The sequence below is a fragment of the Streptomyces sp. SCL15-4 genome (assembly GCF_033366695.1).
Taxonomy (GTDB): domain Bacteria; phylum Actinomycetota; class Actinomycetes; order Streptomycetales; family Streptomycetaceae; genus Streptomyces.
Genome location: NZ_JAOBTQ010000001.1, coordinates 2,899,545 through 2,913,383, shown reverse-complemented (window position 1 = coordinate 2,913,383; position 13,839 = coordinate 2,899,545). Strand labels below are relative to the sequence as shown.

General features: G+C 72.2%; 16 protein-coding genes. 11 read left to right on the top strand and 5 right to left on the bottom strand.

From position 1 onward, the window contains the following. Positions 1-15 precede the first annotated feature (15 nt). Both meaB and SCK26_RS12335 read left to right on the top strand, forming a co-directional pair. Positions 16-972, top strand: coding sequence for a methylmalonyl Co-A mutase-associated GTPase MeaB (gene meaB, locus SCK26_RS12340; RefSeq protein ID WP_318201352.1), 957 nt, complete (start codon positions 16-18; stop codon positions 970-972). A gap of 146 nt (positions 973-1,118) precedes the next feature. Further along, a complete protein-coding gene (locus tag SCK26_RS12335; RefSeq protein ID WP_318201351.1) occupies positions 1,119-2,348 on the top strand; it encodes an MFS transporter in 1,230 nt (409 codons plus the stop codon). Positions 2,349-2,623: 275 nt separating this feature from the next. On the opposite strand, the gene SCK26_RS12330 is transcribed toward SCK26_RS12335, so the two are convergent. The 4 genes from SCK26_RS12330 to SCK26_RS12315 form a co-directional block, all read right to left on the bottom strand. Continuing rightward, positions 2,624-3,100, bottom strand: coding sequence for a MarR family winged helix-turn-helix transcriptional regulator (locus SCK26_RS12330; RefSeq protein WP_318201350.1), 477 nt, complete (start codon positions 3,098-3,100; stop codon positions 2,624-2,626). Between the two features lie 92 nt (positions 3,101-3,192). Further along, positions 3,193-4,002 carry an AIM24 family protein gene (locus SCK26_RS12325; protein ID WP_318201349.1) on the bottom strand — a complete coding sequence of 270 codons (810 nt, stop codon included), beginning with the start codon at positions 4,000-4,002 and terminating at the stop codon, positions 3,193-3,195. After that, positions 3,999-4,649, bottom strand: coding sequence for an AIM24 family protein (locus SCK26_RS12320; RefSeq protein WP_318201348.1), 651 nt, complete (start codon positions 4,647-4,649; stop codon positions 3,999-4,001). The genes SCK26_RS12325 and SCK26_RS12320 overlap by 4 nt, the downstream gene beginning before the upstream one ends. After that, positions 4,649-5,281, bottom strand: a complete 633-nt coding sequence (locus SCK26_RS12315) for an AIM24 family protein (protein ID WP_318205987.1) — start codon at positions 5,279-5,281, stop codon at positions 4,649-4,651. The genes SCK26_RS12320 and SCK26_RS12315 overlap by 1 nt, the downstream gene beginning before the upstream one ends. 228 nt (positions 5,282-5,509) lie before the next feature. On the opposite strand from SCK26_RS12315, the gene SCK26_RS12310 reads away from it, so the two are divergent. From SCK26_RS12310 to SCK26_RS12275, 8 genes are all read left to right on the top strand, one after another. Further along, positions 5,510-5,854, top strand: a complete 345-nt coding sequence (locus tag SCK26_RS12310) for a DUF3817 domain-containing protein (protein WP_318201347.1) — start codon at positions 5,510-5,512, stop codon at positions 5,852-5,854. Then, positions 5,851-6,144: an MTH1187 family thiamine-binding protein gene (locus tag SCK26_RS12305; RefSeq protein ID WP_318201346.1), complete on the top strand. Its 294-nt coding sequence runs from the start codon at positions 5,851-5,853 to the stop codon at positions 6,142-6,144. The genes SCK26_RS12310 and SCK26_RS12305 overlap by 4 nt, the downstream gene beginning before the upstream one ends. Before the next feature lie 143 nt (positions 6,145-6,287). Beyond that, on the top strand, positions 6,288-7,040 hold the full coding sequence (locus tag SCK26_RS12300; RefSeq protein ID WP_318205986.1) for a hypothetical protein: 753 nt from the start codon (positions 6,288-6,290) through the stop codon (positions 7,038-7,040). 43 nt (positions 7,041-7,083) lie between these two features. After that, entirely contained in the window at positions 7,084-7,764 is a 681-nt protein-coding gene (locus tag SCK26_RS12295) for a DUF4166 domain-containing protein (protein WP_318201345.1), read from the top strand. After that, a complete protein-coding gene (locus SCK26_RS12290) occupies positions 7,761-8,408 on the top strand; it encodes a TetR/AcrR family transcriptional regulator (protein ID WP_318201344.1) in 648 nt (215 codons plus the stop codon). The genes SCK26_RS12295 and SCK26_RS12290 overlap by 4 nt, the downstream gene beginning before the upstream one ends. A gap of 659 nt (positions 8,409-9,067) precedes the next feature. Continuing rightward, on the top strand, positions 9,068-9,577 hold the full coding sequence (locus SCK26_RS12285) for a MarR family transcriptional regulator (RefSeq protein ID WP_318201343.1): 510 nt from the start codon (positions 9,068-9,070) through the stop codon (positions 9,575-9,577). A gap of 43 nt (positions 9,578-9,620) precedes the next feature. Continuing rightward, on the top strand, positions 9,621-9,959 hold the full coding sequence (locus SCK26_RS12280; RefSeq protein WP_318201342.1) for a DUF3817 domain-containing protein: 339 nt from the start codon (positions 9,621-9,623) through the stop codon (positions 9,957-9,959). 74 nt (positions 9,960-10,033) lie between these two features. Next, complete coding sequence (locus tag SCK26_RS12275) at positions 10,034-11,734, top strand: methylmalonyl-CoA mutase (RefSeq protein ID WP_318201341.1); 1,701 nt, start codon at positions 10,034-10,036, stop codon at positions 11,732-11,734. Between the two features lie 70 nt (positions 11,735-11,804). Here SCK26_RS12275 and SCK26_RS12270 read toward each other — a convergent pair whose 3' ends face one another. Further along, complete coding sequence (locus tag SCK26_RS12270) at positions 11,805-12,431, bottom strand: TetR/AcrR family transcriptional regulator (protein ID WP_318201340.1); 627 nt, start codon at positions 12,429-12,431, stop codon at positions 11,805-11,807. Between the two features lie 208 nt (positions 12,432-12,639). Between SCK26_RS12270 and SCK26_RS12265 the strand changes: the two genes are divergently transcribed. Continuing rightward, entirely contained in the window at positions 12,640-13,611 is a 972-nt protein-coding gene (locus SCK26_RS12265) for a tetratricopeptide repeat protein (RefSeq protein WP_318201339.1), read from the top strand. Positions 13,612-13,839: the final 228 nt, after the last annotated feature.

Sequence of the window (13,839 nt, the reverse complement as noted above, 5' to 3'; positions counted from 1 at the left end):
GTGAACGGAGCTGTGATGCAGGACGTCTCCTCTCTGGTGGCCCAGGCCAGGGAAGGCCGGCCGCGGGCCGTGGCCCGGCTGATCTCCCTGGTGGAGGGGGCGTCACCGCAGCTCAGGGAGGTCATGGCGGCGCTGGCGCCGCTGACCGGCAACGCCTATGTGGTGGGCCTGACCGGCTCGCCCGGCGTCGGCAAGTCGACCTCCACCTCCGCGCTGGTCACCGCCTACCGCAAGCAGGGCAGGAGGGTCGGCGTCCTGGCCGTCGACCCGTCCTCGCCGTTCTCCGGCGGCGCCCTGCTCGGCGACCGGGTCCGGATGTCCGACCACGCCTCCGACCCCGGCGTCTACATCCGCTCCATGGCCACCCGGGGCCACCTCGGCGGGCTGGCCTGGGCCGCACCGCAGGCCATCCGGGTGCTGGACGCGGCGGGCTGCGACGTGATCCTGGTCGAGACGGTCGGCGTCGGCCAGTCCGAGGTCGAGATCGCCTCGCAGGCCGACACCAGCGTGGTGCTGCTCGCCCCGGGCATGGGCGACGGCATCCAGGCGGCGAAGGCCGGCATCCTGGAGATCGGCGACGTCTACGTGGTCAACAAGGCCGACCGGGACGGCGCCGACGCCACCGCCCGCGAGCTGAACCACATGCTGGGCCTGGGCGAGGCCCGCGGCCCCGGCGACTGGCGCCCGCCCATCGTCAGGACCGTCGCGGCCCGCGCGGAGGGCGTCGACGAGGTCGTGGAGGCCCTGGAGAAGCACCGGGCCTGGATGGAGGAGCGGGGCATCCTCGCCGAGCGCCGCAAGGCCCGCGCGGCCCGCGAGGTGGAGACCATCGCCGTCACCGCGCTGCGCGAACGCATCGGCGACCTGCACGGCGACCGCCGGCTCAGCGCCCTCGCCGAACGCATCGTCGCCGGCGAGCTGGACCCCTACCGCGCCGCGGACGAACTGGTCGCCGGCCTGACCCAGGGCTGAGCCTGGCCGGTCCGGTGAGCACCCTGCTAGCGTGACCGGCATGTTCCTCCTCATGGCATAGGGCACACCCGCAACGCGGGGCCGCGCAGACGGCCACCGCGCCCTCAGGTGTCCCCTTCTTCCGCCTCTTGCAGAGGAACATCCGCGTGTCCACGCCCCTGTCGCGGCCCTCGTACGCCGCTGTCCTGCGCGTGCCCCAGGCCCGCCGCACCTTCACCGCCGCCCTGACGGCCCGTCTGTCCTACGCCACCGTCGGCCTGGCGGTGCCGCTGGCCGTCACCGCCGCCACCGGCTCCTGGGCCGTCTCCGGCGTCGTACTGTCCCTGTTCGGCGCCGCCACGGTCCTCCTGATGCCGCTGCGCGCCGCCCTCGTCGACCGCCACGGCCCGCGCCGGGCCCTGCTGCCCATGTCGGTGCTGTACGGCGTCCTGCTGGCCCTCCTGGCCGCGCTGACCTGGCACCCGGGCGCCCCGGCGGCGGCCGTCGCCGGCACGGCCGCGCTCGCGGGCTGCTGCGCGCCGCCGCTGGGCCCGGCCATGCGCGCCCTGTGGTCGCGACTGATGCCGGACGAGGGCATGGCGCGGCGCGCCTACAGCCTCGACGCCGTCGCCGAAGAACTGCTGTACGTCTCCGGCCCGGCGCTGGTCGGCGTGCTCCTCGGCGTCGCCCCGGCGGCCGCCGGAATCCTGCTGAGCGCGGCCCTGAACGTGGCCGGCACCTGCGCCTTCGTCACGTCTCCGGCGCTGCCCGGGCCGCGCTCCGCCGCCCGCCGCGGACGGCCCGTCCCGGTGCGGGGCCTGCTGCCGGCGGTCGTGGTCGCGCTGGGCCTCGGGCTGGCCATCAGCGCCGTGGAACTGCTGGTACTGGCCTTCGCCGCGGCACACTCCTACGACACCGCGCTGGTCCCCTGGGCGCTGGGCGCCCTCTCGGTGGGCAGCGCGCTCGGCGGGCTCGCGGTCGGCGCGGTGCGCTGGCGTGCGCCCGCCCGGACCCGGCTGTGCCGCTTCGCCGCGCCCTTCGGGCTGGTGCTGGCGGCGGCGGGAGCGGCCCCCGGGCTGTGGACCCTGTCCGCGGTGCTGGCCCTCGCGGGCGCCTTCATCGCTCCCGCGCTGACGACCGCGTATCTGCTGGCCGACGAGACGGCCACGGAGGACACCCGCATCCGGGCCGGGGCCTGGGTGAACACCGGGGTGAACGCCGGGAGTTCGGCCGGGGCACTGGCGGCCGGACTGCTGATCGACCGCCTGCCGCTGCCGCTGTGCTTCGCCCTGGCGGGCGGCAGCGCACTGGCAACGGCCGCGGCCGCCACCGTCCGCGTGACCGCGGCCGGCCGCACGGCGCGGACAACCACGCCGGCCGCCACCGACCGCGGCTGACCGAGCCCCCACCACCCCCGGCCACCCGCCCACGGCCTTGGCCCCGGTCGTAACGGCCGGTGGTCGTGTGGACGCGCGCGACAGGCGCCGAGCGCTGCGATCCCGCCCGGCCTCGGTCGCCGCCGTGCCGTGCTCCGCCCGGGGCCGTGACTGCCGTCGGGCTGTGCCCCGGCGGCGGCCTCGGCCGTGACGGACGGGCGGAGACGGTGGCCGGCGGTGACGGGCTCGCGCGGGCGGTGGTGAGCGGTCTCACCGCCGCCCGCGCGCACGGAGGCTCAGGGACGCCCCCGCTGTCCTCTCAGGTGTTCGGCGACCGGCTTGAGCGCCTTCTCCAGTTCCATCAGCGCGTCCGGCGACAGCAGATCGATGAAGTGGCGCCGCACCGATGCCACGTGATGCGGGGCGACCTTCCGCATCATCTCCATGCCGTGGTCCGTGAGCACGGCGTACAGCCCCCGCCGGTCCGTGTCACAGTTCTCGCGGCGAACCAGGTTGGCGTTCTCCATGCGCGTGATCTGGTGCGAGAGCCGGCTCTTGGACTGAAGGGTCGCTGAGGCCAGGTCGCTCATCCGCATCCGTACGTCTTCCGACTCGGACAGGTTCACCAGGATCTCGTAGTCGTTCATTGTCAGGCCGAACGGCTGCAGATCCTTTTCGAGCTGGTACGTCAACAGCCTGTTGACCTCCAGGTGGGTGCGCCAGGCGCACTGCTCCGCATCGGTCAGCCAGCGCGTGGCCGTCTCGGTCTCCATGAATGAAGTCTACCTAAGAAGTTGAATGGCGAACTACTTCGGGTGGTGTGACTGTGCGCACGCGTTCGACGTCACACTCCGCAGACTACCGCTCACAGCCCGAAGCGACGCTGGAGGTCTCCCAGCTGTCCGGGAAGGCGCGGTGCACCCGAGGATTGCGGACCGTGTCCGCCCGGTGCCATTCCGCCACCTCCGGGCACCCCCGGTTCGGACGGAACCGCCCCCGTCGCCGCCTCGGCCATGAGGGTCTCGGTCGACTGCAGCAGGACCGTCCCCGCGCCGACGAACTCGAACTGGTGCTCCTCCCCGGAAACCCCGCCGAAGCCCGTCATCGCACGTAGACCGCCTAGTACACCCGTCAGGTACCCATGGTCGTAGTGATGGCACGGGGACGGGCAGTCGGCCCACCCGACGAGCGCCTGAGGGTCGACCCGGATCGGAGGTTCCAGGAACACCACCGGACCGTTTGATGCCGCTACAAACTTTCCGGTTCCGATAAGGGTGAGAAAACCCGGGACGATCGACTGTTTGAGCGCCAGACTTGGCTGAAAAGCGAGCAGATTGCCCGCGCGAATGGTCAAGTTCCCGTCGTCCAGGTCGTAGGAGTTGACGTCGAACGCCCGGTCGGCCAGCAGCATCTTCCCGGAGCCCTCCGCCACGACCCAGTCGCTCGCGTGCAGTGGCGAATGAAACGACGTACGGACAAGCCGGTCGAGTCGCCCGTGCCCGATGCCGTTGAACCCGATCGTCCCGTAGTAGGCGATCATCTTTCCCTTCTGCAGGAACCACTGCCCGCCCTTGAGTTCCACGCAGAAGGTGTACGCGTTGACGTTGTCGTCCGCGGGCAGCGACAGCGGGTCGTACGCGACCGGTCCGGCGCCCGGGGTTCCGTAGGTGCTCACAACTTCTCCTCCGACGCCTGGACGAACACCGTGCCGTTGCCGCTCAGCTCCAGCTGGAAGGCCTCGCCGGAGCCGCGGCCCACCATCTCGCGCCAGCCGAGCGCGGTGGACAGCCTGTTGCCAAGCTCGCCGTGGTGGGCGACGTACGCCTGCGGGTCGACGTGGACGGGGCGCTGCGGGGTGACCGGGATCTCGAAGACGCCGCCGTGCGCCATCACCGCCGCCGAGCCGTGTCCCTGGAGCGTCGTCGTGAACAGCCCCTGCCCGGTGACCTGGCCGCGCACCAGGCCCATCACCCCGCCCTGCGCGCCCAGGAACATCGTGCCCTGACGCAGCGTGCCCTCGAAGGCGAGCAGCCGGTCGGCCTCCACATGGAGCGTGTCACCGGAGAGGGTGATCACATGGACGTGGTGGCCGCCGTGCCCGAAGAAGACCGTGCCGCTGCCCTCGACGGTCATCAGCGGGGTCGCCTCGCCGGCCACCCGGCGCCCGATCATGGACATCAGCCCGCCCTGGCCGCCCTGGACATTGGGCGTGAAGGACACGTCCCCGCGGTAGGCGAGCATCGCGCCGCGCTGGCTGAACAGCCGCTGACCCGGCGCCACGGTCGCCTCCACCATCTTGGTGTTGATCTCCCGGAAGGCCATCACACGTCTCCCGCGATCGTGGTCCGCTCGCTCGGCTGCACGTACACCAGTCCGTCGCCCTCGAAGCGGATCTGGAAGGCCTCGCCGCCGCCCTCGCCGAGGAACGTGCGGAACGTCACACCGGACTGGAAGGACTGCCGGACATCGCCCTGATGGGCGACATAGGCGCCCGGGTCCACGGTCAGCGGGTACTGCGGGCTGACCCGCAGGACGATCGCCGGGCCGTCGGAGAGGATCGCCGCCTGCCCGTGGCCCTCCACGGTCGTCGTGAACAGGCCGTTGCCCTGGGAGGCCCCGCGCACCCCGGTGAACGTCGTCCCCGTGCGCAGCGCCGCGTCCGTCGCCAGCAGATTGCCCGCCTCGACGTAGAGCTTGTCCCCCTGAAGGGTGACCAGGTTGATCTCGGACGCCCGGTCCGCGAACCAGCACGTCCCATGCCCTTTCACCTCCATCACCGTCATCTGCTCGCCGGTGAGCCGCCGGGTCACCATCCCGCGCAGCCCCTCGCCGCCACCGCTCAGCTTCTTGAAGGCCATCTGCCCGTCGTACGCGACCATGGAGCCGTTCTTCGCCTTCACGGCGTCTCCGGTCATGTCGACGGCGAGCACCTTGCTGCCCTGGAGTCGGAACATCGCCACGCAGCGAACGTAGCGGCGGCGCGGGTGGGCGGAACAGGGCCCACGGGTGGAAACCCACCCTGAGCGGACCCCTAGGGGCGAGGTTTGCCACAATGGTGGAACGCTTGTGCGTGCGTTCACAAACCGGTTCCACCACCGGCGCACTCCCGCACGCACGGGCGCGCACCAACCGGCAGTCCGTAACCGGCAGACCGTCGTCGACCCTCCCACCGAAGGTGACCCGTGGACATCAAGACCGCCACCGCCCTCCGCCGCCTCCGCCTGGTCTCGGCCCCGGAGGCCGTGTCCTTCCTGATCCTGCTCGTCTGCTCGGTGCTGAAGCGGACCACGGACTTCGACGCGGTCCCCGTGATGGGAGCGATCCACGGCGTCCTCTTCGTCCTGTATGTGATCTTCTGGGCGGACGCCTGGAACCGCGCCAAGTGGCCCCTGAAGACCGCGGCCCTCTACTTCGTCCTGTCGGTCCTGCCCACCGGCGGCTTCTTCGCCGAGCGCCGGCTGCGCCGCGAGGCCGAGGACGCCGTCATCGCCGCCCGCGCCCGCCAGGAAGGAGCCCTGAACGCATGATCGTCGCCTTCTCCGTGACGCCCCTCGGCGTCGGTGAGGACGTGGGGGAGTACGTCGCCGACGCCGTCCGCGTGGTCCGCGCCTCGGGCCTGCCCCACCGCACCGACGCCATGTTCACCTCGATCGAGGGCGAGTGGGACGAGGTCATGGACGTCGTCAAGCGCGCCGTCGCCGCCGTCGAGGCCCGCGCCCCGCGTGTGTCGCTCGTCCTCAAGGCCGACATCCGCCCCGGCGTGACCGACGGCCTCACCAGCAAGGTGGAGACCGTCGAACGCCACCTCGCCTCCTAGCGCGTCCCGCGTCGCGAAACCCCGGTCCCGAGGGCCGGGGTTTTTGCGGTCCCCATGTTTGAGCGATCGCTCAAACAGGTGTACGTTCGGCGCCAGATGATTTTGAGCGGTCGCTCAAACTCCGTGCTCACGTGGGGGAACACATGGGTCTCTATATAGAGACGCACATCCGGGCCGGCCTCGACGAGCTGTGGGCGCGCACCCAGGACCCCGCCCGGCACCAGCGCTGGGACCTGCGCTTCACCGAGATCGACCACCTCCCGCGCGCGGAGGGCGAACCACAGCGCTTCCGGTACGCCACGCGTGTCCTGCCGTTCCTCACCGTCTCCGGCACCGGTGTCGCCGCCGGCGAGAAGGAACGCGCCGACGGCACCCGCACCTCCGCCCTGCGCTTCGCCTCCCCGCACCCCCTCTCCCTGATCGCCGAGGGCAGCGGCTACTGGCGCTACGTGCCCGACGCCCAGGGCGTCCGCTTCCTCACCGGCTACGACTACCGCCCGCGCTGGGGCGCCCCCGGCGCCCTCGCCGACCGCCTGCTGTTCCGCCCGCTCATGGGCTGGGCGACCGCCTGGTCCTTCGACCGGCTCCGGCTCTGGCTGGAGGAGGGCATCACGCCTGAACGGGCCCGCTGCAACTGGCTCGCCGAACTCACCGTCCGGGCCCTCGTCCTCGTCCTCTGCCTGACCGTGCTCGGCCGCGGCTCGCTGCCCGGCCTGCCCGGCCCCTTCGCCGACGCGATGGCCTTCCTGTGCCCGCTGCTGCTCGTGCTCGGCGTCTTCCTCGCCCTGTTCAAGGCACCCCTCGCCGGCACCCCGGCCGCCCGCCGCTGCCTGCGCGCCCCCACCGGCGCGACCCGCGCGCCCCGCCTGCTGGACACGCTGCAGAAGCGCGGATGACGCCCGCGCCGACACCACGGACGACCTCCCTGGAGGAGCACCGATGACCTCGATCTTCCGCACCGCGATGGGCCCCGCCTTCGACCGCCTCCACCCCGCCCTGCGCCGCCGCTTCTCCGTCGGCCTGGCCCGCGGCGAGGCGTGCACCGGCCGGGGTGTGATGGACCGGATCTGGCACGGACGGGCGTTCGTGAAGCCGTTCCTCGCCGTCGGCGGCACCCGCAACATCCTCGTCCCGCGGGCCGGCCGGAACATCCCCTTCACGATCGAGAACGTGCCGTACACCGACGGCTTCGGCCGTGAGACGGTGAGCTTCGTGCGCACCTTCGACCTGCCCGGCCGCGCCCGCCGCTTCGACGCGCAGATGGTGCTCGGCCCCCGCGGCGACCGCGTCCTGGACTACCTCGGCACCCACCAGCACCTCGCCAGCGATCTGCACTTCCACGCCGAGCCCGACGGCTCCCTGCTCATCCGCTCCGGCACCCACCGGTTCCGGGAGGGCCCCGTGGACGTCCGCGTCCCCGGGCTCGTCGGCGCCACCGCCGAGGTGCGCGAGTCCTACGACGACACGACCGGCCGCTTCCGCATCCGGGTCCGCGTGGTGAACCGGTACTTCGGGCCGCTCTTCGGCTACGAGGGCTCCTTCACCGCCTCCTACACCGACATCCACGCCCGCAGCGTACGGCCCGGACTGCGCCCGGTGCGGGAGGAGGCACGCGCATGAGCCCGGAGACCGCGAAGTCCCAGGAGACCAAGGCCAGACTGCTGGAGGGCGCCCTGCGCACCCTCACCGAGCAGGGCATCGCCAAGACCTCGGCCCGCACCGTGGCCGCGGCGGCCGGTGTCAACCAGGCCCTCGTCTTCTACCACTTCGGATCCGTGGACGAACTGCTCGCCGCGGCCTGCCGGTACGGGGCGGAGCAGGCGGTGGCCCGCTACCGCGAACGCCTCGCCGAGATCGGCTCGCTGTCCGAGCTGCTGACCGTCGGCCGAGAGATCCACGAGCGCGAGCGGGCCGGGGGCCATGTCGCCCTGCTCGGCCAGCTGCTGGCCGGCGCCGCGACCCATCCCGGCCTGGGACCGGCCACGGCCGCCGGGCTCGACCTGTGGATCACCGAGATCGAGCAGGTGCTGCGCCGCGTCCTGGCGGCGACACCGTTCGGCGAGTTCACCGACCCGGCGGGACTGGCGCGCGCGGTCGCCGCGTCGTTCGTCGGGATCGAGCTGTACGAGGGCGTGGACGAGGCCGGGGCGGGGGCGGCGCTGGCCGCGCTGGAGCAGCTGGGGGCCCTGGTGGCCGCGGTGGAGTCCCTGGGCCCGGTCGCCCAGCGCGCCGTACGGCACCAGCTGCGGCGGCGGGCCCAGTAGCCGGCGTGCCGGGCGCCGGCCGGCGGACGCGGACGACGACGTGACACGGCCCGTCACGCGGCTCCCCGCCCGCGCGACCCGCCACCGAGGACGAGACGCGACCCGCCGCCGAGGACGGGACGAGGCCCGGCCGGTGGGCGAGGGGCGCGGGTCGTCGCCGGGCGGTCGGCCGGGGCCGCCGGGACGGCGGCGCGTCGGCGGCCCGGCAGCCGTACCGGCGCCTCGCGGGCCCGGGCGGCGGAGTCCGGACCGCGGGGCCGCCGGAGCGCGGGCCGGCCGGAGCGGCGCGGGCTGCCCCGGGGCACCGGAACCCGTCACCGCGTCCGGCCGGGAGCAGGCGCTCGGCATCGGCACCGGGTTCCGCCGCCCGCCGAGGTCGCGGACGTACAAGACGTGCGGTGCGGGCCTCGGCGTACGGCCGTTCCGGGACGGCGGCTCCGGCAGCAGCCGGCCGCCTCGCGCGGAAGGCCGCGTCCGCCTCCGGCCGGGCCCGCATCCGCGGCCGGCCCGGCTCGGCGTCCGCCGCGCCCGCCCCGGAGCGCCCGCCGGCTCCCGCACCCTCCGCTCCGGCTCCGCCGGCCGGGCGCGCGGGAACGGCCGGTGACCGAAAGCCGAGACAGGGCTGACCGGCATATGACCGGCCGGTAGGGTCTGATGACGTGCCCAAGCCTCTCAGTCTTCCGTTCGACCCCATCGCCCGCGCCGACGAGCTGTGGAAGCAGCGCTGGGGAAACGTGCCCTCCATGGCCGCGATCACCTCCATCATGCGGGCCCAGCAGATCCTGCTCGCGGAGGTCGACGCGGTGGTCAAGCCGTACGGACTGACGTTCGCCCGCTATGAGGCGCTGGTGCTGCTCACCTTCTCCAAGGCCGGCGAGCTGCCGATGTCCAAGATCGGCCAGCGGCTGATGGTGCATCCCACGTCGGTGACGAACACCGTGGACCGGCTGGTGAGGTCCGGCCTGGTGGCCAAGCGCCCCAACCCCAACGACGGCCGGGGCACCCTCGCCGTCATCACCGACAAGGGCCGCGAGGTGGTCGACGCGGCCACCCGCGACCTGATGGCCATGGACTTCGGTCTCGGGGCGTACGACGCGGAGGAGTGCCGCGAGATCTTCGCGATGTTCCGCCCGCTGCGGATCGCGGCACACGACTTCACGGAGGAGTGACCCGGGGCAAGATCTCCCGGAACGGGTGGTTACGCTCGACTCCATGAAACGAAGCGTGCTGACCCGCTACCGCGTCCTCGCCTACACCACGGGCGTCCTGCTGGTGCTGCTGTGCCTGAGCATGATCGCGAAGTACGGGCTGGACATGGACGGCGCCGCCGACTTCACGCGGGTCGTCGCCATCGCCCACGGCTGGCTGTACGTCGTCTATCTGGTCTTCGCCTTCGACCTGGGCTCCAAGGCGAAGTGGCCGGTCGGCAAGCAGCTGTGGGTGCTGCTCGCGGGCACGATCCCCACGGCCGCCTTCTTCGTCGAGCGCAGGATCAGCCGCGAGCTGGACGCCGAGGCCGCCGACCGGGCGCCGGCCGCCGCCAAGGCGTAGCGACACCGCCGTACGGATGCCGTACGGCGGTCTGCCATCGACATTTACTTGGACGTCCAAGTAAATTCGAGGGTATGGACGCTCACGCCATCGAGGAGGGCCGCCGTCGCTGGCAGGCCCGTTACGACGCCGCACGCAAGCGAGACGCGGACTTCACCACGCTCTCCGGTGACCCCGTGGAACCGGTGTACGGGCCCCGGCCGGGTGACACGTACGAGGGATTCGAGCGGATCGGCTGGCCCGGGGAGTATCCCTTCACGCGCGGGCTCCACCCGACCGGCTACCGCGGCCGCACCTGGACGATCCGCCAGTTCGCCGGCTTCGGCAACGCCGAGCAGACCAACGAGCGGTACAAGATGATCCTCGCGGCGGGCGGCGGAGGGCTGTCCGTCGCCTTCGACATGCCGACGCTCATGGGACGCGACTCCGACGATCCGCGCTCGCTCGGCGAGGTCGGGCACTGCGGCGTCGCCATCGACTCGGCCGCCGACATGGAGGTGCTGTTCAAGGACATCCCGCTGGGGGATGTGACGACCTCCATGACCATCAGCGGCCCGGCCGTGCCTGTCTTCTGCATGTACCTGGTCGCCGCCGAACGCCAGGGTGTCGATCCGCGGGTGCTCAACGGCACGCTCCAGACCGACATCTTCAAGGAGTACATCGCGCAGAAGGAGTGGCTGTTCCAGCCGGAGCCCCATCTGCGGCTGATCGGCGACCTGATGGAGTACTGCGCGGCGGGCATCCCCGCGTACAAGCCGCTGTCCGTCTCCGGCTACCACATCCGGGAGGCCGGGGCCACGGCCGCGCAGGAGCTGGCGTACACCCTGGCCGACGGGTTCGGGTACGTCGAGCTGGGGCTCAGCCGCGGGCTGGACGTGGACGTCTTCGCGCCGGGGCTGTCCTTCTTCTTCGACGCGCACGTGGACTTCTTCGAGGAGATCGCCAAGTTCCGCGCGGCCCGGCGCATCTGGGCGCGGTGGATGCGGGAGGTGTACGGCGCGAAGAGCGACAAGGCGCAGTGGCTCCGCTTCCACACCCAGACGGCCGGTGTGTCGCTGACCGCGCAGCAGCCGTACAACAACGTGGTGCGCACGGCCGTGGAGGCGCTGGCCGCCGTGCTCGGCGGGACGAACTCGCTGCACACCAACGCCCTGGACGAGACCCTGGCGCTGCCCAGCGAGCAGGCCGCGGAGATCGCGCTGCGCACCCAGCAGGTGCTGATGGAGGAGACCGGGGTCGCCAATGTGGCCGACCCGCTGGGCGGCGCCTGGTACGTCGAGCAGCTGACGGACCGGATCGAGGCGGACGCGGAGAAGATATTCGAGCAGATCAAGGAGCGGGGCCTGCGGGCTCACCCGGACGGGCGTCATCCGATCGGGCCGATCACCTCCGGCATCCTGCGCGGCATAGAGGACGGCTGGTTCACCGGCGAGATCGCCGAATCCGCCTTCCGCTACCAGCAGGCGCTGGAGAAGGGCGACAAGAGGGTCGTGGGCGTGAACGTCCACACCGGGTCGGTGACCGGCGACCTGGAGATCCTGCGGGTCAGCCACGAGGTGGAGCGCGAGCAGGTCCGCGTCCTCGCCGAGCGCAAGGCCGCCCGCGACGAGCCGGCCGTGCGCGCCGCGCTCGACGCCATGCTGGCGGCGGCCCGGTCCGGGGCCAACATGATCGAGCCGATGCTGGACGCCGTGCGCGCCGAGGCCACCCTGGGCGAGATCTGCGGGGTGCTGCGGGACGAGTGGGGGGTGTACACGGAGCCGGCCGGTTTCTGACCGCGTCGCCGACGCGCCGCCCGCCGGGGAGTGTCCCGGGGGCGGCGCGTTCGTGCGCCAAGCGGTGTCCTCAAGGGGTCCGGGCCGCTCCCGCCAGGCCCAGCAGGAGGATGCGGGTGAAGCTGCGGACCCATTCCTCGTTGGCGGGTTTGCCGCTGACCAGGGTGCGGTGGACCACCGCGCCCGCGACCATGTCGAAGATCAGGTCGACCGTGCGGGCGGACTCCTCGGGGTCCGGCTCGGCCGGGAGTTCGCCGCGGTGCTGGGCGCGGGCGCGGCCCTGGAGGACCAGGCGCATCTGGCGGTCCACGATCGAGGCGCGGATGCGTTCGCGCAGCGCGTCGTCGCGGGTGGACTCGGCGACCACCGCCATCAGGCCGCTGCGGGCCTCGGGACGGGCGAGGATGGCCGCGAACTGGAGGACGACGCCTTCGATGTCGGCGGCGAGGCTGCCGAGGTCGGGGACCTCCAGTTCGTCGAAGAGTTCCGCGACGGCGTCCACGACCAGCTCGTTCTTGCCGGCCCAGCGGCGGTACAGGGTCGTCTTGGCGACCCCGGCCCGGACGGCGACGTCCGACAGGGTGAGCTTGGACCAGCCCAGTTCCACCAGAGCCTCCCGGGTCGCGGCCAGGATCGCGGTGTCCGCGGCGGCGCTGCGCGGGCGTCCGGTACGGCTGACGGGGGTGCGGCTCTGCATCCCTTGACCATAACCGGCGGGTCCTGTGGTGCCGTGAGGGAGATCACCGGGCTGCGGTGTCGCGCGGCGCCCTCGTGGCATTACGCTACGACTCGTAGCGAAAGCTCGTGAGGGACGTACACGGGCGGACGACCACAAGGCGCGGGTGGGGACCCGGCGCCGCATATCGCTTTTTCGCTCAGGCGCCCGCTCGGGGGAGGATAGACGCATGCAGCCACGGAACATGTCCATGAGCGGTGTCGTCGACCTCGCCGCGGTGAAGGCGGCCCAGGAGGCCAAGGCCAAGGCCGAGCAGACGCGCGCCGAAGCCGCCCGACAGGGCGGGACGGGAGCCGTCTCCCCGGCCGATCTCGTCATTGACGTCGATGAGGCGGGGTTCGAGCAGGAGGTCCTGCAGCGCTCCGCCGAAGTGCCCGTCGTCATCGACTTCTGGGCCGAGTGGTGTCAGCCCTGCAAGCAGCTGAGCCCGGTCCTGGAGCGGCTGGCCGTCGAGTACAACGGGCGCTTCCTCCTCGCCAAGATCGACGTCGACGCCAACCAGATGCTGATGCAGCAGTTCGGGATCCAGGGCATCCCGGCCGTCTTCGCCGTCGTCGCGGGCCAGGCGCTCCCGCTGTTCCAGGGCGTGGCCGGCGAGGACCAGATCCGGCAGACCCTGGACCAGCTGGTCGCGGTGGCCGAGCAGCGCTTCGGCCTGACCGGTCTGACCGTCGACCCGGAGGCCGAACCGGGCGGCGCGGCGGTGGCCGCGCCGGCGGAGGGCCCGTACGACGCGGCGCTGAACGCCGCCGCGCAGGCGATGGACGCGGGCGACCTCGCCGGGGCCGTCCGGGCGTACCGGAACGTGCTGGCCGACGATCCGGGCCACCCGGAGGCCAAGCTCGGCCTGGCACAGGCCGAGCTGCTCCAGCGGGTGCAGGACATGGACCCGCAGAAGGTGCGTCAGGAGGCCGCCGACAAGCCCAAGGACGCCGAGGCGCAGATCGCCGCCGCCGATCTGGACCTGGTGGGCGGCCATGTCGAGGACGCGTTCGGCCGGCTGATCGACACCGTGCAGCGCACGGCGGGCGACGACCGGGACGCCGTACGGCGCCGGCTGCTGGAGCTGTTCGAGGTCGTGGGCCCGGAGGACCCGCGGGTCGTGGGTGCGCGCAGGGCCCTCGCACGCGCACTTTTCTGAGGGGCTGAACCCGGCCACGGCTCGTGATGCCGTGGCGAAAGATTCGACGCCGAGGCGTCACGGCGGCCGCGCTTTACCAAATCTTGGCAAACGCGGCCGCTGTTACTGCGAGTAAATCGAAGCCGTTGGTCTGTCTGGATTCGTCCAAGGATCAACGGCTTTGTTCTGCCCTGCGCTGCCACCGTACGTCGCGCTCCGAGACCGGTCGGTCTTCCTCCGGTTATCCCG